Origin of the sequence: Gemmatirosa kalamazoonensis, assembly GCF_000522985.1 — a bacterium.
In the GTDB taxonomy this organism is placed as follows: domain Bacteria; phylum Gemmatimonadota; class Gemmatimonadetes; order Gemmatimonadales; family Gemmatimonadaceae; genus Gemmatirosa; species Gemmatirosa kalamazoonensis.
The window spans coordinates 2569724-2593633 of record NZ_CP007128.1 but is presented as its reverse complement, the minus strand read 5'-3'; the positions used below and the strand labels follow the sequence as shown (position 1 = coordinate 2593633).

At 73.0% G+C, this 23910-nt stretch carries 19 protein-coding genes; 9 read left to right on the top strand and 10 right to left on the bottom strand.

Annotated elements, in window-relative coordinates; translation table 11 throughout:
• Positions 1–199: 199 nt before the first annotated feature.
• Entirely contained in the window at positions 200–1660 is a 1461-nt protein-coding gene (locus J421_RS11210; RefSeq protein ID WP_025411269.1) for a M20/M25/M40 family metallo-hydrolase, read from the top strand.
• A gap of 322 nt (positions 1661–1982) precedes the next feature.
• Here J421_RS11210 and J421_RS11200 read toward each other — a convergent pair whose 3' ends face one another.
• Positions 1983–3089 (bottom strand): acetamidase/formamidase family protein, encoded by a 1107-nt coding sequence (locus J421_RS11200; protein ID WP_236646300.1) that lies wholly within the window; start codon positions 3087–3089, stop codon positions 1983–1985.
• 215 nt (positions 3090–3304) lie between these two features.
• On the opposite strand from J421_RS11200, the gene J421_RS11195 reads away from it, so the two are divergent.
• The gene (locus J421_RS11195; protein ID WP_025411267.1) at positions 3305–4480 is read left to right on the top strand and encodes a GGDEF domain-containing protein; all 1176 of its coding nucleotides are present in this window, start codon (positions 3305–3307) and stop codon (positions 4478–4480) included.
• A gap of 29 nt (positions 4481–4509) precedes the next feature.
• Here the strand turns inward: J421_RS11195 and glgX are convergent, their stop codons facing one another.
• Complete coding sequence (gene glgX, locus J421_RS11190) at positions 4510–6666, bottom strand: glycogen debranching protein GlgX (protein WP_025411266.1); 2157 nt, start codon at positions 6664–6666, stop codon at positions 4510–4512.
• Between the two features lie 53 nt (positions 6667–6719).
• Here glgX and J421_RS11185 point away from each other — a divergent pair, with 53 nt between their 5' ends.
• A complete protein-coding gene (locus J421_RS11185) occupies positions 6720–7811 on the top strand; it encodes a chemotaxis protein CheB (RefSeq protein ID WP_104022516.1) in 1092 nt (363 codons plus the stop codon).
• Positions 7812–7844: 33 nt separating this feature from the next.
• The gene (locus tag J421_RS11180; RefSeq protein WP_025411264.1) at positions 7845–9773 is read left to right on the top strand and encodes a CheR family methyltransferase; all 1929 of its coding nucleotides are present in this window, start codon (positions 7845–7847) and stop codon (positions 9771–9773) included.
• Positions 9774–9782: 9 nt separating this feature from the next.
• On the opposite strand, the gene J421_RS11175 is transcribed toward J421_RS11180, so the two are convergent.
• The 4 genes from J421_RS11175 to J421_RS11160 all read right to left on the bottom strand — a co-directional run bounded on the left by J421_RS11175 (position 9783) and on the right by J421_RS11160 (position 13174).
• On the bottom strand, positions 9783–10178 hold the full coding sequence (locus J421_RS11175) for a hypothetical protein (RefSeq protein ID WP_025411263.1): 396 nt from the start codon (positions 10176–10178) through the stop codon (positions 9783–9785).
• Positions 10175–10747 (bottom strand): hypothetical protein, encoded by a 573-nt coding sequence (locus J421_RS11170; protein ID WP_025411262.1) that lies wholly within the window; start codon positions 10745–10747, stop codon positions 10175–10177. Before J421_RS11170 ends, J421_RS11175 begins: the two co-directional genes overlap by 4 nt.
• A gap of 101 nt (positions 10748–10848) precedes the next feature.
• A complete protein-coding gene (locus tag J421_RS11165; protein ID WP_025411261.1) occupies positions 10849–11898 on the bottom strand; it encodes a chemotaxis protein CheB in 1050 nt (349 codons plus the stop codon).
• A 34-nt stretch (positions 11899–11932) separates the two neighbouring features.
• On the bottom strand, positions 11933–13174 hold the full coding sequence (locus tag J421_RS11160) for a hypothetical protein (protein ID WP_025411260.1): 1242 nt from the start codon (positions 13172–13174) through the stop codon (positions 11933–11935).
• Positions 13175–13420: 246 nt separating this feature from the next.
• On the opposite strand from J421_RS11160, the gene J421_RS11155 reads away from it, so the two are divergent.
• Complete coding sequence (locus tag J421_RS11155; protein ID WP_025411259.1) at positions 13421–14437, top strand: hypothetical protein; 1017 nt, start codon at positions 13421–13423, stop codon at positions 14435–14437.
• 113 nt (positions 14438–14550) lie between these two features.
• On the opposite strand, the gene J421_RS11150 is transcribed toward J421_RS11155, so the two are convergent.
• The 3 genes from J421_RS11150 to J421_RS11140 form a co-directional block, all read right to left on the bottom strand.
• Positions 14551–16128, bottom strand: a complete 1578-nt coding sequence (locus J421_RS11150) for a Na+/H+ antiporter (protein WP_025411258.1) — start codon at positions 16126–16128, stop codon at positions 14551–14553.
• Between the two features lie 42 nt (positions 16129–16170).
• Positions 16171–16746: a L,D-transpeptidase gene (locus tag J421_RS11145; protein ID WP_025411257.1), complete on the bottom strand. Its 576-nt coding sequence runs from the start codon at positions 16744–16746 to the stop codon at positions 16171–16173.
• Positions 16747–16855: 109 nt separating this feature from the next.
• Positions 16856–18910 (bottom strand): outer membrane protein assembly factor BamB family protein, encoded by a 2055-nt coding sequence (locus J421_RS11140; RefSeq protein ID WP_025411256.1) that lies wholly within the window; start codon positions 18908–18910, stop codon positions 16856–16858.
• Positions 18911–19071: 161 nt separating this feature from the next.
• Between J421_RS11140 and J421_RS11135 the strand changes: the two genes are divergently transcribed.
• The 4 genes from J421_RS11135 to J421_RS33925 are packed head-to-tail and all read left to right on the top strand — an operon-like array spanning position 19072 to position 22771.
• Complete coding sequence (locus tag J421_RS11135; protein WP_025411255.1) at positions 19072–20292, top strand: Gfo/Idh/MocA family protein; 1221 nt, start codon at positions 19072–19074, stop codon at positions 20290–20292.
• Complete coding sequence (locus tag J421_RS11130; protein WP_104022514.1) at positions 20285–21109, top strand: endonuclease/exonuclease/phosphatase family protein; 825 nt, start codon at positions 20285–20287, stop codon at positions 21107–21109. Before J421_RS11135 ends, J421_RS11130 begins: the two co-directional genes overlap by 8 nt.
• A gap of 10 nt (positions 21110–21119) precedes the next feature.
• Positions 21120–22103: a beta-N-acetylhexosaminidase gene (locus J421_RS33930; protein WP_236646299.1), complete on the top strand. Its 984-nt coding sequence runs from the start codon at positions 21120–21122 to the stop codon at positions 22101–22103.
• Complete coding sequence (locus tag J421_RS33925; RefSeq protein WP_236646298.1) at positions 22019–22771, top strand: beta-N-acetylhexosaminidase; 753 nt, start codon at positions 22019–22021, stop codon at positions 22769–22771. Before J421_RS33930 ends, J421_RS33925 begins: the two co-directional genes overlap by 85 nt.
• A 146-nt stretch (positions 22772–22917) precedes the next feature.
• Here the strand turns inward: J421_RS33925 and J421_RS11120 are convergent, their stop codons facing one another.
• Positions 22918–23799 (bottom strand): SDR family oxidoreductase, encoded by an 882-nt coding sequence (locus J421_RS11120; protein ID WP_025411253.1) that lies wholly within the window; start codon positions 23797–23799, stop codon positions 22918–22920.
• Between the last annotated feature and the right edge of the window lie 111 nt (positions 23800–23910).

Sequence of the window (23910 nt, the reverse complement as noted above, 5' to 3'; positions counted from 1 at the left end):
CACGACAGCGCGTGTGGCGCCGAGCGCGCGGCGAGATCTCCGGTCGGATCCCACGCGTTTCTCGGCGTCGCGTCTCAATTACGGCGTCCGGGACCGGTTGTCAAGCACGACGAAATGCGTGCACGCCCCCGGCCCGATCGCCGAGCGGTCGCCCGCGTCCTAACTTCGCTCCATGAAAAGACATCTCACGCGACTCTCGATGAGGCACCACGCGCTCGCCGCAGCGCTCGTGCTCGCCCCGTGCGGCGCCGGCGCGCAAGACGCGACCGCGCTCGCGCGCATCCGCGACGAGGGAATGAATCGCTCGCACGCGCTCGAGCTGTTCGACCATCTCACGACGGTGATCGGCCCGCGGCTCACGGGGTCGCCGGCGTTCCGTCAGTCGGTCGACTGGGCCGCCGCCACGCTGCGCGGCTACGGCCTCGCGAACGTGCACCTCGAGGCGTGGCCGTTCGGGCGCGGCTGGTCGCTCGACGGGCAGACGGCGGAGCTCATCGCGCCACGCTATCTGCCGCTCATCGCGTTCGCCGAAGCGTGGTCGCCGCCGACGACGCGCGTCATCGAAGGTACGCCGGTCTACATAGGCGACCTCCCGCCGGACTCCGTGCGCGCGCACGCCGCCGCGATCCGCGGCCGGATCGTGCTCGCGACGCGCCCGCAGGACGTGTTCATCACGAAGGACCGGCTGCAGCCGACGGAGCACGACCAGCCGGTGCCGATCGGTGCGCCGCGCGCGAACAACGCGACCGGCCCGCTGCCGCGCGCCACGTTCCAGCAGACGCTGCACGACCTCGGCGCCGCCGCGGTGCTCCGTCCGACCGAGGGCAGCGAGGGAACGATGTTCGTGCTCGGCAGCCGCGCGAGCACGCCCGCGAACGCGGTGCCGTCGCTCATCGTGTCGGCCGAGCAGTACAACCTGCTCGTGCGCATGCTGCGCGACGGCGTGCCGGCGCGGCTCCGCGTCGAGGTCCGCGCACGGTACCTCACCGCCGACACGAACGGCTACAACGTGCTCGCCGAGATCCCGGGCACCGACCCCGCGGTCGCCGACGAGGTCGTGCTGCTGGGCGCGCACATCGACTCGTGGCACTCCGCCACCGGCGCGGCCGACAATGCCGACGCGGTCGCGGAGCTGATCGAGGCGATGCGGATCCTCAAGGTCACGGGCGCCCGCCCGCGGCGCACGATCCGGGCGGCGATCTGGGGCGGCGAGGAGCAGGGGCTGTTGGGCTCGCGCGCCTACGCGCAGCAGCACTACGCCGGCGACGCGAACGCGCGCGCGCGCGAGAAGTTCTACGTGTACCTCAACAACGATCCGGGCACGGGGCCGATCTACGGCTGGTACGCCGAGGGCAACGCGGCGGCCAAGGCGGTGCTCGACGAGTGGCTCGCGCCGTTCCGCGACCTCGGCGCGCGCCGCAATGTCATGGAGAAGATCGGCAACACCGACCACCTCTCGTTCACCGCGCTCGGCCTGCCGGGGTTCAACACGATCCAGGACTACACGGAGTACGACACGCGCGTGCACCACACGAACATGGACTTCGCCGAGCGCGTGCCGGCGGAAGGGCTGAAGCAGGCCGCGGTGGTGCTGGCGTCGTTCGCGTACCAGGCGGCGACGCGGGAGGGCGGGTTCCCCCGCGCGGGGACGACGCCGTGATCGCTGCGTGGCTGCGTGGCTGCGTGACGTCCCGACACCCACGCAGCCACGCAGCCACGCAGCCACGCAGCCACGCAGCCACGCAGCCACGCAGCCACGCAGCCACGCAGCCACGCAGCCACGCAGCCACGCAGCCACGCAGCCACGCAGCCACGCAGCCACGCAGCCACGCAGCCACGCAGCCACGCAGCCACGCAGCCACGCAGCCACGCAGCCACGCAGCCACGCAGCCACGCAGCCACGCAGCCACGCAGCCACGCAGCCACGCAGCCACGCAGCCACGCAGCCACGCAGCCACGCAGCCACGCAGCCACGCAGCGCGTCATTTGGTGAACAGCCGCTTCGGGATCATCACGTGCACCCCCACCGTCCCGTCGACGAGCTGCGTCACGTGGACGTCGCAACCCGTGCTCACGAGCATGTAGGCGTCCTCGCGCGTCATGTGCCGCACGTCGACGAGCAGCGCGATCGCCTCCCGCACGGCGGTCTTCGTCGCGACCGTGAGGTTGCTGTCGGTGCCCATCGCGATCCAGTGCGTCGGCGTCTCGCCGCGCGGCCAGGTGAGGTGCATGTCCTTGCGCACCACGAGCTGGAAGCGGCCGCGGAGCGCCGTCTCGAGCGCGGTGATGTCCACCTCCCCGTCGCCCTGCGCGGCGTGGCCGTCGCCGATCTCGAGGAGCGCGCCGCGGGTGTGCACCGGGATGTAGAGGATGGTGCCGGCGACGAGCTCCTTGTTGTCGAGGTTCCCGGCGTGGATGCCCGGGGGTGCGCTGTTGATGCGTCCCCGCGCCGGCGGGGGTGCGACGCCGATCGAGCCGAAGAACGGCCCCAGCGGGATCTCGATGCCCGACGAGTCGAAGACGCCCACCATGCGCGCGCGGTCGAGCGGCACGATGCGGCTCTTCGACTGGCCCGGGAAATCCTCGGGAAGGAAGCCGCTGCGCGGGCCGAACGAGTTGCACGCCCACGGCAGGTCGAGATCCACGCGCTCGATGCGCACCTCGAGCACGTCGCCGGAATCCGCGCCCTCGACGTGGATCGGACCGGTGAGGATGTGGCCACCGGGGCCGCGGCGCAGCGTCGAGTCGCGCACCGCGGCGTTGATCGCGCGCCACGCCGGCTCGATGGTGCCGGTGTCGACGCCGGGGCGCAGCAGGCGGGCGCCGCAGGTCGACACCGCGCCGACGATCACCTCCTCGCCCGACGCGACGCGGAGCACCGGCGCCGCCGCGGGATCGTAGCCGCCGACCACCACCGTCGTCGGCGACGGCATGAGCGTGTGCACGGCGCCGGCGGGGCGTGCGGGCCAGAAGAAGCCGCCGGGCGCGCTCCCACCGCCCGACGCGGTGGCGCAGGCGCCGAGCGCGACGACGGTGCCTAACGTGACGAGACGGCGGAGCGGGGTGGCGAACCAGGACATCCGGGACATGCGCATGCGCTCGGGTCAGGGGGTCGCCGCGTCGCCGATCGTGCGGACGATCTCGCTCGTGCCGTCGCGGCCGCGCCGAATGGTAATGCGCGCCGGCCCGTCGACACGCAGCCAGTGCACGCGGCCGCGCTCGGCGCGTTGCCTCGCGGCGTGTCCGGGCGTCCTTGCCACGCGGTGCGCCCGTCGGTGCGCCCTCCTCCCGGCCGTCGCCGAGCATGCGCTCCTGGTCCGACCCGCTCATCTCCGCGTCGCTGCGCGACGACAGCGCGATCCTGAGCCGCGCGCGCCTCACGGTGCAGCTCTCGATGGTGCTCGTCGTGACGGCCGCGGGCTACGCCGCGTTCTACGCGGCCGTGGTGGGCTTCCGGAGCGGCGCGATCGTCCTCGCTGCGGGCGCCGGCGCGGCGTCGATCGGGCTCGCGATGCTGCGCTTGCGGCCGTGGCTCCGCGCCGCCGGCCACACCCTGACCTGCGTGTTGTACGCCACGATCGCGGCGCTCATGTGCCACGAGGGCGGGCTGGAGTCGCTCGCCACGCCGTGGCTGATCATGCCGCCCATCTTCGCCGTGTTGCTGCTCGGCCGGCGCGAGGCGGCCGGGTGGGCCGCGCTCAGCGTGCTCACGGTCGGCGCGTTCCGCGCGGCCGAGGCGAGCGGCGTGACGTTCCCGGTCGACTACCCCGCCGCCTGGGCGCACACGCTCACGATGGGGAGCCACGCGGGGCTCGTGCTCTGCACGGCGCTGCTGCTGTTCGTGTTCGAGAACATCCGCGCCACCGCGCAGGCGCGGGCCGAGAGCGCGAGCGCGGCACTGGCGCGGCTCGCGTATCACGACGCGCTCACGGGGCTCGCGAACCGGGCGCGGTTCCTCGAGTGCCTCGACGGCGCGGTGACCGAGGCCCGCGCCGCCGGCGACCACGCGCGCGTCGCGGTGCTGCTGCTCGACCTCGACGGCTTCAAGGGCGTCAACGACTCGATGGGGCACGCGGCGGGCGACGCGCTGCTCGTCGAGGTCGCGGCGCGGCTGCTGAACGCGACGCGCGGCTGCGACACGGTCTCGCGACTGGGCGGCGACGAGTTCGCCGTGCTGCTCGGCGGCGTGCGGCACGACGAGGACGCGATCGCGGTCGCGCGCCGCATCGTCGCGTCGATCGCCGCGCCGTTCGCTCTGCAGGGGCGCGAGGTGTGCGTCGGCGCGAGCGTGGGCATTGCGCGTGCCGAGGACGTCGCCGCGGCTGCGGCGCGCGTGCTGCACGACGCGGACGTCGCGATGTACCGGGCGAAGGCGCGCGGGCGCGGACGGTGGGTGCGCCACGCGCGCGGCATGGAGGACGAGCGCGTCGAGCCTCAGGCGACGTCCGCTCCGGCCGCCGCGCGGCTCGTCATCGCGTAGCGCCTAACGCGCGGGCCGAGGCCGTCGCGTCACGCCGACGGACCCGGCTCCCCGATGCGCCGCTCCCGCCCCTGCCGCAGCAGCACGAGCGAGTACGGCAGCACGGGAAGCACGGGCATCTCCACGACGGCGACCTCGCCCTCCGCGGTGTCGACGAGCACCGTCCACTCGCCCGAGTCGAGCGTGGGCAGCGCGAACTCCACCGTGCCGTCCGACGCGTTCACGAGCAGCAGCATCGTGTCGCCGCGGATCGGCCGCCCGCGGTCGTCGGTCTCGTCGGTGGCCTCGCCGTGCACGAGCATGCCGAGCGCACGCGCGCCCGCGAAATCCCAGTCCGGCTGCGACATCTCGGCCCCGTCGGGGCGCAGCCAGGTGAGGTCCTTGATGCCCTCGTGCGACACCACCTCGCCGCGGAAGAACGTGCGGCGGCGCAGCACCGGGTTCGCCTGCCGGATCGAGACCACGCGCCGCGTGAAGTCGAGCAGCGCGCGGCGGCGGTCGTCGAGGTCCCAGTCCAGCCACGAGATCTCGTTGTCCTGCGCGTAGGCGTTGTTGTTGCCGCGCTGCGTGCGACCGATCTCGTCGCCGTGCGCGAGCATCGGCACGCCCTGCGACAGCACGAGCGTCGCGAGGAAGTTGCGCATGCTGCGGTAGCGCATGTCGAGGATCGCCGGATCGTCCGTGTCGCCCTCGACGCCCCAGTTGCGGCTGATGTTGTGATCGTGGCCGTCGCGGTTGCCCTCGCCGTTCGCCTCGTTGTGCTTCCCCTCGTAGCTCGCGAGGTCGTGCAGCGTGAAGCCGTCGTGCGCGACGACGAAGTTCACGCTCGCGTAGGCGGAGCGCTGCGACCACTTGTAGATGTCGGCCGAGCCGGAGAGGCGCGACGCGAGCGCGGGCACCTGCCCCGGGTCTCCCTTCCAGAAGCCGCGCACGTCGTCGCGGTACTTGCCGTTCCACTCCGCCCAGCCGACGGGGAAGTTGCCGACCTGATAGCCGCCCGGCCCCACGTCCCACGGCTCGGCGATGAGCTTCACGCCCTGCAGCACGGGGTCTTGCTGGATGATGTCGAAGAACGCCGAGAGTCGATCGACCTCGAACAGCTCGCGCGCGAGCACCGGCGCGAGGTCGAAGCGGAAGCCGTCGACGTGCATCTCCGTCACCCAGTAGCGGAGCGAGTCCATGATGAGCTGCAGCGTGCGCGGGTGGCGCACGTTGAGCGAGTTGCCGGTGCCGGTGAAGTCGTAGTAGAAGCGCGGGTCGTCGGGCACGAGCCGGTAGTACGCGGCGTTGTCGAGGCCCTTGAACGACAGCGTGGGGCCGAGGTGGTTGCCCTCCGCCGTGTGGTTGTAGACGACGTCGAGGATCACCTCGAGCCCCGCGGCGTGGAGGGTGCGCACCATCGTCTTGAACTCGTCCACCGGGTTGCCTAACGACCGAGCGGTGCCGTACCGGGCGTCGGGCGCGAAGAAGCCGATGGTGTTGTAGCCCCAGTAGTTCCTCAGCCCGCGCTCGACGAGGTGCCGGTCGTCGAGGAACTGGTGCACCGGGAGCAGCTCGACGGCGGTGACGCCTAACGACGTGAAGTGGTCGAGGATCGCGTCGGAGCAGAGGCCGAGGTACGTACCGCGCAGGTGCGCGGGCACGCCGGGGTGCCGCGCCGTCATTCCCTTCACGTGGCACTCGTAGATCACGGTGCGGTTCCACGGCGTGCGCGGCGCGCGGTCGTCGCCCCACGCGAACGTCGGGTCGACGACGACGCACTTCGGCACGAACGGCGCCGAATCGCGGTCGTCGGGTTCGAGGTCCTCGCGCGCGCCGCCCACGCGATAGGCGAACAGCGCGTCGTCCCACACCACGTCGCCGGCGATCGCGCGCGCGTACGGATCGAGCAGCAGCTTCGCGGCGTTGAAGCGGTGTCCCGTCGACGGGTCGTACGGCCCGTGCACGCGATAGCCGTAGAGCTGTCCCGGACGCACGTCCGGCAGGTAGCAGTGCCACACCTGGTTGGTGCGCTCGCGTACCGGGATGCGCGCCGTCTCGCGCGTCGGATCGTCGCGGTCGTAGAGGCACAGCTCCACGCCGGTGGCGTGCTCGGAGAAGAGCGCGAAGTTGACGCCCATGCCGTTCCAGGTGGCGCCGAGCGGGTAGGGCTGTCCCCGCCAGACGCGCAGCGTATCGTTGTTCATGCCGGGCGCGAAGGCAGGAACCGGACCCGCCCGACCCCGGGAACGACCACCATTTGGATTCCATCGACCGCGTGGGCGCGCGCCGCGCCGCGGAGGATCTCGTGCCGATCCATGACCTGATCGTCGTCGGCGCGTCGGCCGGCGGCGTCGAGGCGCTCGCGACGCTCGTCGCGGGGCTGCCGTCCGATCTCCCGGCGGCGGTGTGCGTCGTCGTACACATGCGCCCGTTCGCCGAGAGCCATCTCGCGGACGTCATCGACCGGGTCGCGGCGTTGCCGGCGGTGACCGCCGAACACGGCATGCGGCTGCGGCCGGGGGCGATCCACGTCGCCGTCCCCGACCACCACCTCCTGGTGGAGCGCGACGGGGACGCGGCGGTGCTCCGGCTCACGCGCGGCCCGCGCGAGAACCGCAACCGCCCTGCGGTCGACCCGCTGTTCCGATCGGCCGCGCTCGCGTTCGGCCCGCGCGTCATCGGCGTGGTGCTCTCCGGCGCGCTGGACGACGGCACCGCGGGGATGTGGACCGTGAAGGACCGCGGCGGCATCGTGGTGGCGCAGGATCCGTCGGACGCGCTCGTGCCGAGCATGCCGCGGAGCGTGATCGAGGAAGTCGGCGCCGACCACGTCGCTCCGGCCGGCGAGCTCGGTCCGCTGCTCGGCCGGCTCGCGCGCGAGGCGGCGCCGCCGGCACCGCCGCCGCAGGAGCAGCAGGACGAGCTCGCGCGCGAGGTGGGGATGGCGCTCGTCGACGAGACGGCGCATCTGCGCGAGGCGCGCTACGGCGTGCCGTCACGCTTCGCCTGCCCCGACTGCGGCGGCGTGCTGTGGGACCTGTCCGGCGACGGACCGCTGCGCTTCCGCTGCGAGACGGGACACGCGTACTCGGCGGCGAGCCTCGACGAGGGGCAGATCGAGGGGATCGAGCACGCCCTGTGGGCGGCGCTGCGCGCGATGGAGGACAAGGCGGCGCTCGCCCGCCGGCGCGCCGACCGCGCCACCATGCTCGGTCATCCCTACGCCGCCGAGCGCTTCGTCGCGCAGGAGGAGGCGGCGCAGCAGCACGGCGCCGCGCTGCGCGCGCTGCTGCGGCTCGACGGCAGCGCGCGCATCCCGCCCGCCGCCGCGACCGAGTCCGCAGATTGACGCTGCCCGCGGCGCGACTAACGTGACCCGGTGATGCCACACGCTCCGCAGCAACCGCCGGACGGCGATTCCGAGCTCGCCGCGCTCGTCGACTACCTGTACCGCACGCGCGGCCTCGACATCGGTGGCTACAAGCGCACGGGGCTCCTGCGCCGCCTCACGAAGCGACTGCGCGCCATCGGCGCGACGAGCCTGACGGCGTACATCGACTATCTCGAGTCGCACCCCGCGGAATTCGCGCGGCTCCTCGACACCCTGCTGATCAACGTGACCGCGTTCTTCCGAGACGATCTGCCGTGGGAGTACCTGCGCACCGAGATCGTTCCTCGCCTGGTGGCGCAGAAGAGTCCCGCCGATCCGATCCGCGTGTGGTGCGCCGGGTGCGCCACCGGCGAGGAGGCGTACACGCTCGCCATCGTGCTCGCCGAGGCGATCGGTGACGACACGTTCCGCGACCGCGTGAAGATCTACGCGACCGATCTCGACGAGCCGGCGCTCGCGCACGCGCGCATCGGCGCGTACGACGAGAAGGACGTGGCCGACATGCCGCCCGAGCTCGTGGACAAGTACTTCGAGCGGCGCGGCAAGCAGGTGGTGTTCCGCAAGGATCTGCGTCGCGTGCTCATCTTCGGCCGCAACGATCTCGTGCAGGACGCGCCGATCTCGCGCGTGGACCTGCTGGCGTGCCGCAACACGCTCATGTACTTCGACACGGCGACGCAGGCGAAGATCCTCGCGCGCTTCCACTTCGCGCTGAACGACGGCGGGCTGCTGCTCCTCGGCCGCGCCGAGACCATCCAGCTGCACGGCAACCTGTTCCTGGCGGTGGACCTGCGCCGCCGCGTGTTCGCGAAGGCGCACGGCGCCGTGCGGCCGCGCGGGCCGATACCGGCGATCGCGCCGCAGCGCGCCAGGACCCCGGGCGTCGAAACGGACGCGGTGCTCGGTGGGACGTTCGACGCCGGCCCGATCGCGCAGCTCGTCATCGACAAGGATGGTCTCGTCGCCGCGGTGAACGCGCGCGCCCGTGGGCTGTTTCGCCTCGGCGCGCCGGACCTCGGCCGTCCGTTGCGCGACCTCGAGGTGTCGTATCGCCCCTACGAGCTGCGCTCGCTGATCGACGAATCGACGACGGCGCGGGAGCCCGTCACGCGCGAGGCCGTGCCGTGGCGCGCCACGGGCGGCGAGCAGCGGTGGTTCGACATCCTCGTGGCGCCGATCTTCGAGCTGGGCGGCACGGTCGCCGCCGCGAGCGTGTCGTTCGTCGACGTCACCGAGACCCGGCTCGCGCGGCAGCAGCTCGACGACATGCAGGCCGAGCTGGAGACGGCGTACCAGGAGCTGCAGTCGGCGAACGAGGAGCTCGAGACCACGAACGAGGAGCTGCACTCCACCGTGGAGGAGCTGGAGACCACGAACGAGGAGCTGCAGTCCACGAACGAGGAGCTCGAGACGATGAACGAGGAGCTGCAGTCGACGAACGAGGAGCTGCAGACGATCAACGACGAGCTGCGCCTGCGGAGCGACGAGCTGAATCAGGCGAACCTGTTCCTCGAGTCGATCCTGCGGAGCCTGCGCGCCGGCGTGGCGGTGCTCGACCGCGATCTGCGCGTGATGGTGTGGAACGACCGGGCCGAGGATCTGTGGGGCGTGCGGCGCGAGGAGGCCGACGGCGCGCCGTTTCCGAGCCTCGACATCGGCCTGCCGGTGCGGCGCATCCTGCCGTCGATCCGCGCGTGTCTCGCGGGCGAGCTGCCGAGCTACGAGGCGCCCATCCGGGCGACGAACCGTCGCGGGCGCGCGATCGTGTGTCAGACGCGCGTGCTGCCACTCCTCTCGCGCACGAGCGAGGCGCCGCGCGGCGTCATCGTGCTGATGGAGGAGCCGCCGGGCGACGACGCGGCGGCGGCCGACGGCGGTCCGTCCGCCGAGGGCGCATCGGAGGGCGACGCGCCGGCCTGACGCGCCCGATCAGCCCCCCGCGCGCTCGGCCTGCCGGGACTCGCGGAGCATGTCCAGCGTCGCGCGCATCTCGCGGATGATCTCCGCCTGCTCCTGCTGCGCCACCCGCAGGTGCTCGCCATCATCCCGCGCGCGCTCCGCCAGCGATCGCGCGTGCTCCGCCACCGAGCGCGCCTGCTCGGCGTCGACGCGCGCGCGCTCCGCCGTGGCGTACGCGAGCTCCGCCTGATGCCGCGCCCGCTCCGCGTCGAAGCGCGCCGACTCCGCGCGTGCCCGATGCTCCTCGGCGAGCGCGCGCTCCGCCTCGGCCCGCTCGCGCGCGGCCTCGGCGGAGCCGCGCGTCTCCTCGGCGACGAGCCGCTGCTCCTCGGCCGCCTGCCGATCGCTCTCGGACGTCGCGCTCACGGCGCGAGCCCGGCCACCGCCAGCAGCGCCCGGTCGGAGAGCGAGAGCCACGTCGTCGGGTAGTCCCAGATGCGACGCACGAGGCGGGGATTCTCGAACACGAGGCAGCGCGGGCCCCGGGCGGCGGGGACCGCCCGCGCGTCGAGCTCGCGGACCATCCACGGCTCGACCGTCGCCGCGTCGGCCGCCATGCCCGAGATACGCCGCTCGCCGTACACGATCGCGTGCGCCCACGGGGGCGTGTGCAGCGCGGGGAAGACGGCCGCCCGCGCCGGCTCGGGCGCGGGGTTCGACGCCACCGCCCGCTCGGCGGCGCGGCGCAGCACGGCACCACCGGTGCGGCGGTGGCGCGGGCGCGCCGGCCGATCGGGGCGCGCGCACCAGCGATCGAACCGCGCGTCCCACGCCACCGTGCAGAGCTGCCGTGCTCGAGCGACGACGGCATTGGCGCGAACGACCGAGAGGTCCGCCCGCGCGATGGCCGCGTCGGCCCACGTGCGCAGCTCGCGCGCCCGCGCCTGTACGGCCCGGCGCTCGATGCTCGTGCAGGTAGCGGACGATCGAGACACGGGCGAGCCGCCGTCGTGACGGGTGATCGTGCCGGGCGTGGGAGCGGACAATGTACGCGCCCGTCGATCGCTGCACACGGCGGACCGTGCGCGCCGCCGCGTCAGCGGTCGGTGCCGCCGAGCACCGCGTGCCGATCCGCGCCGAGCACCGCGGCGCGCACGCTCTCGAGGCTGAGCGCCTGATGTCGCAGCACGGTCTCGCGGATCGTCGCGGCGCGCGCCTCCGCCTCGCGCGCCTTCTCCTCGAACCGCGCGCCGCCGGCGCCCGACTCGCGGTCGGCCGCCTCGCGCAGCAGCAGGATGCTCTCCTCCACCGCACGCAGGGCGTTCCAGAGCGCCGTCTCCACGTTCTCGGTGAGCACGGCGAGCAGGCTGTCGAGCGAGAACGCGTGGCCCGTGTGGCAGCGGAAGCGCGGGATGTCGCTCTCGTCGACGCGGACGAGTGCGCCGTGGCATTCCGGACAGGTGTAGGGGCTCACGGGCCCGAGAGACATGACGCCCTCCCGCAGTGGGTTTCCCTCCATCGCGATGCGCACCTCGAGCTCGAGCTCGCGCGCGGCCGGGCGCTCGTCCGCATCGGGCAGCGGCTCGCGCACGAGCCGCACGAGCAGGTCCGGCAGCGCGTCGGCGGGCACGACGTGGTCCGCGCGGGTGTAGTGGAGCGCGTTGCGCGGCATGTCGGGGTGCTGCGCGTCGTCGGGATCCTGCACGACCGTCGTGCCGCCGCGGTCCTTCACCGCCCACAACCCCGCGGTGCCGTCGTCGAGCCGCCCGGAGAGGATCACCCCGACGACGCGCCGCCCGTACGCGAGCGCGGCGGAGCGGAACAGCGGATCGATCGCCGGGCGGCTGTGGTTCTCGCGCGGCGCGCGTGTGAGGCGCAGCAGGCCGGGCTCGACCACGAGGTGGCGGTCGGGGGGCGCGAGATAGATGCGGCCGCGCTCGAGCGGCTCGCCGTCGCCCGCGAACGCCACGGGAAGCACCGCGCCACGCCGCAGCAGCGTCGGGAGCACGCTCGGGCTGCTGGCCGCGATGTGGAGCACGATCAGCACGGCGGCGTCGAAGTCCCGCGGCAGCCCGGCGGTCAACGTCTTCAGCACTTCCACGCCGCCGGCGGACGCGCCGACGACGATCACGTCCCTGTGCGCCATGCGCGAGACGACTGGCCGAGGTGAAGGGCGGAGGCTAGCGCGGCCGGAGGGTGGGGCGGAAGTGCCCGGACCGCTGTGGCAGGCCGCGGACGACGCCGACGGCGTCGTCCGCGGCCCCCTCACGCAGCGCGCGTGCGAGGGCCCGCAGCGCGTCGCCGAGCGCGGCCATGTCGTCCAGCGAGACATCCGGCGGGCCGTCCCCCCACCCGCTCCCGACGATGGTCTCGATCGCGAGCTCCAGCGCCTGCTCCTCGTCGAGCGACGGGCATCGCGCTGCGATCGCCGTCGCGGCGTCCGAGATGTCGTCGAGCAGGCGCCCGAGCATCTCGGCATCGTCCGACGTCTCCGGGTCGGTGCTCGCGTCGGGCGCGAGCGCGGCGCCGCCGTCGCGTACGGCCGCGCAGCGCGGGCACGTCGCGGGCACGATCACGAGTCCCGTCCAGTCGATCCGCAGTCGGGTCCGCACCATCGCGGGCGGGACGATCCACTCGGCCGGCGCGGCGCTCGCGTCGGGCGGTGCTTCGGCGGCCCCGACCGCGAAGCGGACTGCCTCGCACGTCTCACAGCGGTGCAGCGTCGCGCGCGCACGTCGCTCCGCGGCGCGGCTCAGCGCGGCCGCGAGACCGGTGCGCCACGCCTGCCACTGCTGGCGGGACGCGCGCACGCTCTCGCGCGTGGCGATGCTCTGCGCGCACGCGGCCTTCACGTGCACGGCGGACGCCGCGCACACGTCGCGGGCCTGCGCGGTGCGCTCCAGCAGCAGCTCGAGCTCGTGCCGCAGCTCGTCGACGTCGCGGCACGTCGCGGGGATCCCGCGGACGTCGCGACGCGTCATGGTCTCGCGGGTCGCGCGGCTGCGGTCAGGCGGCATGGTAGTAAGCGTCCACGCTCCAGCGCACGACGTCCTCCATGAGCGCGCGCGCCTCGTAGGCATCGAGCTCCGGCGGCGCGTCGCCTCGCGCACCGCCGCCTTCACGAGCACGAGCATGCGCTCGCTCGGCACCCCCTGCGCGCGGAGGTCGCGCACGTAGGCGACGACGGACTCGCGAAGCTCCGCGCGGATCCGGCGCGACGCATCGGTCGCGCGTTGGGCCTCCTCGACGACGAACCCGGAGACATCCACTATCGCGCGGCTCCTCTCGGCGCGCTCGCGCGAGAGGCGAATGGCGGCGCGCGCGCGTGCGATCGTCGCGCTGATCTGGTCGCGCATCCCTATCCCGCCCGAGCTGCCCGACTCGCCGACCTCGTGCTGCGGTGTCCGCTCGCGATTCGTCATGGCGGCACCCTGTCCACTCGTCGTGTGACCCACACCCGGAAGCCGCATCGCTCCGTCACCGATCGCACTCGCGAAAGATGCGCGAGCGCTACCACCGTGGTTCTCAACGTACCACGGCCTCGAAGCGACGGCTAGGCAAATGATTGCGCGCGGCGCGGTGCGCTGGACGCGGCCGCGGCGGCCGGTCATCCTTCGGCGCGCCAGCGTACGTCCTTCCTCCCTGCACGAGCCCGCACGAGCCGCCGAGTGACCGCCTCCCCCGACGACCGCGCTCCCCTCCCACCGCCGCCCCCGCCGACCGAGCGCCCGTTCACCGACCTCGGCTTCGGGCGCGTCGTCGCGCAGCAGGTGCGCGGGCGCTTCCTCACGCACGACGGGGAGCCGACGAGCCGCAAGTACGGCGTCGGCGCGCAGCGGCTCGAGCGCGCGTACCTCCGGGCGCTGAACGCGTCGTGGCCGACGTTCCTCGCGTGGGCGCTCGGCGCGCTGCTGCTGCTCAACGGCTGCTTCGCGCTCGTCTATCTCGCGCTGGGCCCGGCGGCGCTCGACGGCACGGCGGGGCTCGGGCTCGACGACCCGTTCCTGCGCGCGCTGTGGTTCAGCGTGTCGGAGTTCACGACGACGGGCGCGGGGTCGGTGCACACGGTGGGGCCGACGGCGGCGTGGCTCGTCGTGTTCGAGTCGTTCTTCGGCCCGTTCGTGCTCGTGACGACAGCGGGGCTGCTCATCGCGCGGCTCACGCGCCCGCGCATGCGCCTCCGGTTCAGCGAGTCGGCGGTGGTCGCGCCGTACGAGGGCGGGCGCGGGCTGATGTTCCGCATGGTGAACGTGCAGCCCGGCGAGGTGAGCGACGTGCAGGTGCGCGCGAGCCTGATCCTGTTCGAGCAGTCGGACGGCAAGCGCGAGCGCAACTTCTATCCGCTGGCGCTGGAGCGGAACTCGGTGGACCTGTTCACGCTCCACTGGACGGTGGTGCACCCGATCGACGCCGAGAGCCCGCTGCGCGGCGCGACGCCGGACTCGCTGCGCGCGGCGGAGGCGGAGCTGCTCGTGCTGGTGAACGCGCACGAGGAGACGTTCTCCACGCGCGTCACGGCGCGCGCGTCGTACACGTGGAGCGAGATCCGGTGGGACGCGAAGTTCGCGAGCGTGTTCGCGACGTCGCCCGACGGCGCGCTGGCGATCGACGTCGAGCGGCTCGACCGGCTGGAGCGGCTGGAGCCGGGGTCCACGAGCACGCCGGCGGCGTCGGAGCTGCGTTGACGTGGCTGCGTGGCTGCGTGGCTGCGTAACGGCCCCACGCAGCCACGCAGCCACGCAGCCACGCAGCCACGCAGCCACGCAGCCACGCAGCCACGCAGCCACGCAGCCACGGCCTAACGCGCCTCGCCTGCCCCGACCCGCACCGCCTCGAGGTCGAGCTCCTGCTCGAGGTCGCGCAGCACGTCGTCGGAGATGGCGCCCTCGTTGCGCAGGCGCACGAGCATGCGGCGCTCGGCGCGCAGCATCTCGGAGCGGAGTCGGCGGCGCCCTTCGGGTTCGCCGGCGTGGTGCTCGAGCAGACGGACACGGTCGCGCAGCTCGTTGCGCAGCCACTCGACGTCGCGTGCGTCGACCCACGACTCGCGCGAGAGATCGTCGAGCGCCTCGGCGCCGCGGCGCGCGGCCTCGAGGCGGGCGAGGCGGGCCTCGGTGTGGTGGGTCTGCTCGGGGGTGAAGCGGAACGCGCGGATGATCGGCGCGAGCGTGAGCCCCTGCACGACGAGCGTGAGCACGATCACGCACATCGTGACCACCACGATCTCCTCACGGAACGGGAACGGCGCGCCGCTCGCGAGCAGGCGCGGCAGCGCGAGCGCGGTGGCGAGCGACACGATGCCGCGCATGCTCGTCCAGGCCACGAGGAACACCGACCGCCGCAGCGGCGCCGGCTCGTCGCGGCGGATGTGCGCGCTCAGGATGCGCGGCAGCCACGTCGCGATCGGCACCCAGAGCAGCCGCACGACGATCGCCACGGCGCCGATCACGACGCCCGCGCGCACGAGCGCCGCGAGCGAGCCGCCCGGCACCGCGCGGAGCGCCGCGCGGAACTCCACGCCGAGGAACAGAAAGATCGTCGCGTTCAGCACGAACACGACGAGGTCCCAGATGAAGCGGTTCTGCAGCCGCGACAGCGGCGCCACCGCGGTGGAGAAGTGCCGCCGCAGGTACACGCCGCCCGCCACGCACGCGAGCACGGCCGAGACGTGCAGCGTCTCCGCGGTGAGCCACGCGACGTACGGCGCGGCGAGCGTGAGCAGCGTCTCCGCGAGCACGTCGCGCGTGAGCTTCATGGCGCGCAGCACGAGCCACGCGACGAGCACGCCGATCGCGACGCCGACCGCCGCGTCGACGAAGAAGCGCACGACGGACTCGCCCCAGCTGAACGCGCCCGTCACCGCCGCCGCGACGGCCGAGCGATAGAGGATGAGCGCCGACGCGTCGTTGACGAGGCTCTCGCCCTCGAGGATGACGACGACGCGGCGCGGCACCGGCAGGCGCGAGACGATGGCCGCGGCGGCCACGGCGTCGGGCGGCGACACGATCGCGCCTAACGCGACGGCGACCGCCCACGGCATCCCCGGGAAGAGCGAGCGGGCCGCGACGGCGACGGCCACCGACGTCGCGAGCACGAGGCCGATCGCGAGCAGGGCGATCGGCCGGCGCGCGCGGTTGAAGTCGCGCAGCGACGTGAAGAACGCGGCCGCCCACAGCACCGGCGGCAGGAAGACGAAGAAGACGAGGTCCGGCTCGAGCTGCGGAACCGACATCTCCGGCGCGAGCAGCCCGACGAGGAAGCCGGCGCCGACCTGCAGGATCGGCACCGGCACGGGGAGGCGGCGCGCGATCGCGGTGACCGCGACGACGACGGCCGCGAACGCGATGGCGAGGACGATCGGCGGGAAGTGCGGCATGGCCGGCGAAAGCTACACGCCGGGCCAAGCGCTCCTGCCCGCTCAGTCGCCGATCGTCAGCGGGACGGGGTTGTCGAGATAGACCGTCTTCGTCTCGCTGCGGAGGTGCCAGACGCGCGCGAACCAGCTCTCGTCGCGCGGCTGCCCGCCGTGCTCCATGAGGTAGCGCGCGACGCGGTACGCGTCGTCGGGGTGCATGCGCAGGCACCCGTGCGAGGCGGCGGCGCCGAGGCTCTCCACGTCGTCGGTGCCGTGGATGTAGTAGTCCGGCTCCTGGAAGAAGATCTTCACGACCTTCATGGGGTTCTTCGCCGCCCCGGGCGGCTGCGGGGCCCTGCCACGCGCCCACTTCTCGTCGGGCGGCACCCACGCGGGATTCCACACGATCTTGCGGATCGTGAACGTGCCGGTCGGCGTCGGCTTGGCGTCCTTCCCGACGGCGACGTCGAACGCGAGCGTGCCCGCGCCGTCGTGGATGTAGAGCTTGCGCTCGGCCAGGCTCGCACTGAGCGCGAGCCCGCCATCGTCGGGCGCATCCGGGCGCGTGAAGGCCGCGGAGCCGGCGATCGTGGCCGCGGCGAGGAGCGTGAGGGCGAACGTCGGGCGGTGGAGATGCATGCCCCGTCGTAGGGCAACCCTCGTTCCACCGGCGACATTCGTTTACGAGCCGTTCGGGCTGGCGGCGCGGTGCCCCTCGTCCGAACGGCCCGCGCGCGGCGCCGCGGGCCTAACGGTCCGGCAGCACGAACGCGACGTACGTGCCGCCGCTCGGCGCGCCGTTCTTGCCGCCGCCGCAGGCGATGACGACGTACTGCCTGCCGTTCACCACGTACGTCGACGGGGTCGCGTTCCCCGCCGCGGGCAGCGTCGCCGACCAGAGGAGCTTTCCGGTGCGCTTGTCGAACGCGCGGAACGTGTCGTCGTACGTCGTCGCGCCGATGAGCAGCAGGCCGTTCGCCGTGACGATCGCGCCGCCGTAGTTGTCGGTGCCGGTGCTCGTCAGGCCGTGCGCGGCGAGCTTGGGGTACGTGCCGAACGGGATCCGCCAGCGGATCGTGCCCGCGTTCAGATCGATCGCCGTGAGCGTGCCCCACGGCGGCGCGATGGCGGGATAGCCGTCGGGGTCGAGGAAGATGTCGAAGTACGCCGTGCGCCACGGCACGCCGAACGGATCCGGGCCCGCGGCGGCCGACGCATCGTGGCCGGTGAGCAGGTAGCTCACGATGTCGTTCATCGCGCGGCCGTCCATCGCCGCGCCGAACGCCGGCATGCGGCCGGTGCCCTCGCGCACGATCTGCAGGATCTGCTCGCGCGTGCGCCGCGCGCCGACGTCGACGAGGGACGGCGCCATCGCGGAGCCCTGGCGGCGGTCGCCGTGGCAGCCGGCGCAGTTCGCGGCGTAGAGCGACCGGTCGCTGCGCGGCACGAGCTTCAGCACCCACGCCATCTCGTTCGCGTTCACGTAGAGCAGCCCGGTCTCGGGATCGAACGCCGGGCCGCCCCACTCGCCGCCGCCGTCGACGCCGGGGTAGATGATGGTGCCCCGCTCGTTAGGCGGGTCGAACGGGTGCGCGGTGCCGTAGGCGCGGAACGTCCGCAGCGCCGCGGCATGCGCGGCCGGCGTGCGCGTGGTGAGGTCGCGCTCCGTGAGCGCCTGCCGCGTGAACGGCGGCGGCGAGACGGGAAAGCGCTGCGTCGGCGCGGCGCGGTCGCCGGGGAGCGTCGCCGTCGGCATCGCGCGCTCCTCGACCGGGAACAGCGGCGCGCCGGTGTCGCGGTCGAGCACCCAGACGTGCCCCGTCTTCGTGATCTGCGCCACGGCGTCGACGCGTCGGCCGCCGCGCCTAACGGTGACGAGCACCGGCGCCGCGGGGAGGTCGCGGTCCCACAGGTCGTGCTTCAGGATCTGCTGGTGCCACACCCGGCGCCCCGTGCGCGCGTCGAGCGCGATGACGCTGTTCGCGAACAGATCGTCGCCGAGCCGCGCGCCGCCCCAGAAGTCGTACGACGCGGAGCCGGTGGCGGCGAACACGATGCCGCGACCCGCGTCGAGCGTGACGCCCGCCCACGCGTTCGCGCCGCCGGCGGTCTGCCACGCGTCGGTGGGCCACGTGTCGTACCCGGGCTCTCCGGGATGCGGGATCGTGTGGAAGCTCCACCGCAGCGCGCCGGTCTTCACGTCGTAGGCGCGGATGTCGCCGGGCGCGCTCGGGAGCTGCTCGGGCACGGTGCTCCCCATGATGAGCAGGTCCTCGAACACGACGCCCGGCGTGCTCGCGCCGACCGAGAGCCCGTCGACCGGGCGGCCGAGCCCCGCGCGCAGGTCGACCCAGCCGCTGTCGCCGAACGTGGGGATCGGCTTGCCCGTGCGCCGGTCGAGCGCGTAGAGCCGGTTGCGGAAGTTCACGAGCACGCGGTCGCCGGTCACGACGACGCCGCGGTGGCGCAGCCGCGATCCGGGGCCGGCGCCGTGCGTCGGGTCGAACGACCACAGCTCCTTGCCCGTCGCCGCGTCGAGCGCGAAGACGCGCAGCTTCGGCGACGTCGCGTACAGCACGCCGTCGACGACGATGGGGTTCGCCTGCATCTCGGATCCGGCGAACGCGTCGTGCGTGTCGTACGTCCACGCCACGCGCAGCCGCTTCACGTTCGCGGGCGAGATCTGGCCTAACGTCGTGTAGTGCGTGTGGTCGTCGGAGCCGCCGTAGACGGGCCAGTCGACGGTGGGCTGGGCGGCCACGGTGGCCGGTAGCGCGAGAAGGAAGGCGATGCGGCGGGACATGTGGGCTCGGCTGGCTCACGCGGAGGCGCGGAGAACGCGGAGAACACCCACAATATTGGTAGGTCGCCGCGTTCTCCGCGGCTCCGCGTGAGAACGAATGGCGCCCTTGCCTCGGCCGACGCCACGCCGTCGATTACCCGCGACCCCGAACGGAGGCCTGCATGCCGCATGACAATCCGCTCACGCGCCGCGCGTTCGTCGTCGGCTCGGCCGGCGCGCTCGCCGCCGCCGCACCACTCCCCGCGATGTCGTGGGCCCGCGTGCCGCGCGCGAACGCGCGGCTGCGGCTCGGCCTCATCGGCGCGGGCGGCCGCGGGCGGTACGTCATGAGCTTCTTCCAGAAGGATCCGGAGCTCGACGTCGTCGCCGTGTGCGACGTGTACGATGCGAACCGCGACCAGGCGATCGCGAAGGCGCCCGGCGCGCGGCCGTACGGCGACTACCGGCAGCTGCTGGACGCGAAGGACGTGGACGCGGTGCTGATCGCGACGCCCGACCACTGGCACGCGCCGATCGCCGTCGACGCGATGCGCGCCGGCAAGGACGTGTACGTCGAGAAGCCGCTCGCGCACTCGGCCGAGGAAGGCCGCCGCATCGTGCGCGCGCAGAAGGAGACGGGGCGCGTGGTGCAGGTCGGGCTGCAGCAGCGCAGCGGGCCGCACTACCTGCAGGCGAAGCAGGAGTACATCGACACGAAGCGGCTCGGCAAGATCGTGTACGTGCGCACGTGGTGGCACGGGAACGCCGCGCGCGTCGTGCGGCCGCCGTGGACCACGCAGCCCGCTGGGCTCGACTGGAAGCAGTGGCTCGGCCCCGCGAGGGCGCGGCCGTTCGACCCGAAGATGGTCGTGAACTGGCGATCGTACTTCGACTTCGGCGGCGGCACGATCACCGACCTGTTCACGCACTGGATCGACGTCGCGCACTGGTACGTGGGCGAGGATCTCCCCGCGGCGGCGGGCGCGATGGGCGGCATCTACCAGTACGCCGACGGCCGCGACGCGCCGGACACGGTGAACGTGCTGCTCGACTATCCCGGCGGCTGGAGCGCCTCGTTCGCGGCGTCGCTCGCTCCCGGCGCGACGGGCGCCGGCGTGGAGCTGCTCGGCACGGAGGGAACGCTGTACATCGACCGCGGCCGCTTCGTGTACACGCCGACGCAGAAGGACGCGCCGCCGGTGACGGTGCCGTGGCCCGGCGATCAGACGGAGCAGCACGTCGCGAACTTCCTCGCCTGCGTGCGCTCGCGCGGCACGCCGAACTCCGACGTGGTGAGCGGCTACCGCTCGTGCCTCACGACGCTGCTCGCGAAGCAGTCGTACGTCGAGAAGCGGCGCGTCGCGTTCGATCCGGCACGCGAGCGTGCGTCGCTGAGTGACTGACCGCCGGTGGCTGTCGTTAGGCGTCGCGCTGGCGGTCGCGGCCTGTGCGCCGCACCCCGGCGGCGCGCCGGCCGGGCCCGCGGCGTTGCGCGTGGCGACGTACAACATCGAGTACGGCGGCGGGGACCTCGAGCGCACCGCCGCCGCGCTCCGGGCCCTGGACGTCGACGTGGCCGCGCTGCAGGAGGTGGACGTGCACTGGGCGGCACGCAGCGCGTTCGTCGACCAGGCCACCACGCTCGGCGAGCGGCTGGGGATGCGCGTGCGGTTCGCGCCGATCTATACCCTGCCGGGCGCGGACTCGGTGCCGCGCGAGTTCGGCGTGGCGCTGCTGACCCGGTACGCGATCGTGCGCTGGCGCAACGACTCGCTGACCCGGCTGTCGACGCAGGACGCGAACGCGGCGCCGACGCGCATGCCGGGTCTGCTGGACGCGACGCTCGACGTGCGCGGCACGCCGGTGCGCGTGCTCGTGACGCACCTCGACTACCGCGCGGACCCACGCGTGCGCGCCGCGCAGGTGGCGGAGCTGCTCGCGGTGCTCGACGAATCGCGCGCGCCGACGCTGCTGTTCGGCGACCTGAACGCGCCGCCCGACGCGCCGGAGCTGCGGCCGCTGCTGGGCCGCCTGCGCGACGCGTGGCCCGACTCGGCGGGCACGGGGCTCACCTACCCGGCCGATTCGCCGACGAAGCGGATCGACTACGTTCTCCTCTCGCCGCACTTCCGCGTGCGCTCGGCGACCGTGCCGGCGGTGCGCGCGTCCGACCACCGGCCCGTCGTCGTCGACCTCCGGCTCGTCGGCGAACATCCCTGAGCCCCGACCCATGCGACACCGCCTCGTCCTGACGCTCGCGATCACGCTGTCGTCGACCGCGGCTGCCCAGACGCCCGCCGCCGACGAGGCGACGCTCGGCGTGATCCCGCGCCCGCGCAAGCTCGACACGCGCCCCGGCGCGTTCACGTTAGGCCCGCGCACCGTGATCTGGACCGACGCGGCGAGCGCGGCGACGGGGCGGCAGCTCGCGCGCTATCTCGAGCCGGGCACGGGACTCACGCTCGCCGTGCGCACCGGCGGCGCGGCGCCCGGCGCGAACGTCATCGAGCTGCATCGCGACCGCGCGCTCGCGAAGACGCTGGGGACGGAGGGCTACCGGCTGAGCGTGCGCCCCGGGCGCGTGGTGGCGCGCGCGGCGAACGACGCGGGTCTGTTCTACGCCGTGCAGACGATGCGCCAGCTCCTGCCGGCGGCGGTGCTCCGCGACGCGCCGGTGCCGAACGTCGCGTGGACGATGCCCGCCGTGGAGATCGAGGACGCACCCCGCTTCCAGTGGCGCGGCGCGCACCTGGACGCGGGGCGGCACTTCATGCCGAAGGAGTTCGTCAAGAAGTACATCGACCTGCTCGCGCTCCACAAGATGAACACGTTCCACTGGCACCTCACCGACGACCAGGGGTGGCGGCTGGAGATCAAGAAGTACCCGCGGCTCACCGAGATCGGCGCGTGGCGCGCGGCGACGCCGATCGGGCACATGGTGCGCGACACGACGCAGCTCACCTACAGCCTCGTGCCGCACGGCGGCTTCTACACGCAGGACGACGCGCGCGAGGTGGTCGCGTACGCCGCGGCCCGCCACATCAACGTGGTGCCGGAGATCGAGATGCCCGGCCACGCGCGCGCGCCGCCATCGCCGCGTACCCGGAGCTCGGCATCACGGGGCAGCCGATGGCCGTGTGGACGAACTGGGGCGTCACGCCGTGGATCTTCAACGCGGACGACCGCACGATCGCGTTCATGCAGGACGTGCTGACCGAGGTGCTCGGCATCTTCCCGAGCACGTTCATCCACGTCGGCGGCGACGAGGCGGCGAAGGACGTCTGGAAGACGGACCCCGGCATCCAGGCGCGGATCAAACAGCTCGGCCTCAAGGACGAGCACGAGCTCCAGAGCTGGTTCATCAAGCAGATGGACGGCTTCCTCACCGCGAAGGGCCGCCGGCTCATCGGGTGGGACGAGATCCTGGAGGGCGGCCTCGCGCCCGGCGCGACGGTGATGTCGTGGCGCGGCATGAACGGCGGCATCGCCGCGGCGCAGGCGGGGCACGACGTCGTCATGGCGCCCACCACGTACACGTACTTCGACTACTACCAGACGCCGAACGGCCCGAACCGCGCGCTCGAGCCGCTCTCGATCGGCGGCTACCTGCCGATCGACACGGTGTATGCGTTCGAGCCGGTGCCGCCGGTGCTCGACAGCGTGCAGGCGAAGCACATCCTCGGCGGCCAGGCGCAGCTCTGGACGGAGTACATCCCCACGCCGAAGCAGGCCGAGTACATGGCGTTCCCACGGCTCGTCGCGCTGGCCGAGGTGCTGTGGACGCCGCGGGAGCGCAAGGACTTCGCGGACTTCCAGCAGCGCCTAACGCGGCACTTCGCGCGGCTGGACGCGCTCGACGTCAACTACCGGCGAGGTCCGTGAGCGCACCCTTCAGGACTCCACGTACGTGTTTTGAAGGACTGAAGAAGGACTGAAGAAGGACTGAAGAAGGAACCTTTCAAGAGTCCTTCTTCAGTCCTCCTTCCGTCTTTCTTCAGTCCTCCATAAACACGTACGTGGAGTCTCGGTCAGGCCGACAGGACGCGGCGCGCGTAGTCGCGCACGGTCGTCAGCGTGGCGGGAAAGCGGCGCAGCGTCTCGTCCATCGGGATGGGGTCGCCCCCGGTGAAGCCGACCATCAGCGTGGCGAACGCGCGGTCGAGCTCCTCGGTCGCGGCGGCCTGCTTGGCGCGCAGCGCTTCCTCGGGCACGCGCTCCACCTGGAACGGGCGCCCCGCCGTCTCCTCGAAGATGCGCACGACGTCGTTGGGGCACAGCGCCTCGGGGCCCCCGAGCTCGATCACCGCGTTATCGGCCGCTGGCTCGCGCACCGCGCGCACCGCGAACTCGGCGACGTCGCCGAGTGAGATCCAGCTGATCGGCGCCTCGCCGGATCCGAAGACGGTGACCCTGCCGGCGCCGTAGTCGAAGCCGAGCGCGGGGCTCAGCCAGATGTCCATGAACACGCTCGGCCGCAGGATCGTGTACGTCATCCCGCTCTCGCGCACGGCCCGCTCCACGGTGCGCTTCGCGCGCGTGAGCGCCTCGTCGTCGTCGAAGTTGCCGGAGTACGACACGTAGACAAAGCGCCTAACGCCGGCCCCGCGCGCCGCGTCGACGAGCGCGAGCTGGCCGTTCTGGTCGGTGGTGACGACGCCGTCGCCGGGTTGGCGCGAGAGCGTCGTGGTGGCGGTCGTGATCACGGCGTCGACGCCGTCGCAGGCGCGGTCGAGCGAGGCGCGGTCGCGGAGGTCGCCCTCCACGGTCTCGACGCCGATCGACGTCAGGCGCTCGACGGTCTCGCGCCTCGAGGTGGCGCGCACCAGGCCGCGTACGGACTCGCCGCGCTCCGTGAGGCGGCGGCAGATCTCGCCGCCGAGGATGCCAGTCGCGCCGACGACGAGGATCATGACGTCCTCCTCCTTCGGTGGTGGGCTGCCGAACGCGCTCCGTGGCGCGATCGTACTCCGCCCGGAACGTGGGCGCCAGGCCGGCCGTCCGGGCTCACCATCGAACCGCAG

Bases quoted from the DNA above. Each gene is read 5' to 3' on its own strand.
- J421_RS11210 (WP_025411269.1), top strand. From the start codon at position 200: ATGAGGCACCACGCGCTCGCCGCAGCGCTCGTGCTCGCCCCGTGCGGC.
- J421_RS11200 (WP_236646300.1), bottom strand. From the start codon at position 3,089: ATGTCCCGGATGTCCTGGTTCGCCACCCCGCTCCGCCGTCTCGTCACG.
- J421_RS11195 (WP_025411267.1), top strand. From the start codon at position 3,305: ATGCGCTCCTGGTCCGACCCGCTCATCTCCGCGTCGCTGCGCGACGAC.
- glgX (WP_025411266.1), bottom strand. From the start codon at position 6,666: ATGAACAACGATACGCTGCGCGTCTGGCGGGGACAGCCCTACCCGCTC.
- J421_RS11180 (WP_025411264.1), top strand. From the start codon at position 7,845: ATGCCACACGCTCCGCAGCAACCGCCGGACGGCGATTCCGAGCTCGCC.
- J421_RS11165 (WP_025411261.1), bottom strand. From the start codon at position 11,898: ATGGCGCACAGGGACGTGATCGTCGTCGGCGCGTCCGCCGGCGGCGTG.
- J421_RS11160 (WP_025411260.1), bottom strand. From the start codon at position 13,174: ATGACGAATCGCGAGCGGACACCGCAGCACGAGGTCGGCGAGTCGGGC.
- J421_RS11150 (WP_025411258.1), bottom strand. From the start codon at position 16,128: ATGCCGCACTTCCCGCCGATCGTCCTCGCCATCGCGTTCGCGGCCGTC.
- J421_RS11145 (WP_025411257.1), bottom strand. From the start codon at position 16,746: ATGCATCTCCACCGCCCGACGTTCGCCCTCACGCTCCTCGCCGCGGCC.
- J421_RS11140 (WP_025411256.1), bottom strand. From the start codon at position 18,910: ATGTCCCGCCGCATCGCCTTCCTTCTCGCGCTACCGGCCACCGTGGCC.
- J421_RS11135 (WP_025411255.1), top strand. From the start codon at position 19,072: ATGCCGCATGACAATCCGCTCACGCGCCGCGCGTTCGTCGTCGGCTCG.
- J421_RS33930 (WP_236646299.1), top strand. From the start codon at position 21,120: ATGCGACACCGCCTCGTCCTGACGCTCGCGATCACGCTGTCGTCGACC.
- J421_RS33925 (WP_236646298.1), top strand. From the start codon at position 22,019: ATGGCCGTGTGGACGAACTGGGGCGTCACGCCGTGGATCTTCAACGCG.
- J421_RS11120 (WP_025411253.1), bottom strand. From the start codon at position 23,799: ATGATCCTCGTCGTCGGCGCGACTGGCATCCTCGGCGGCGAGATCTGC.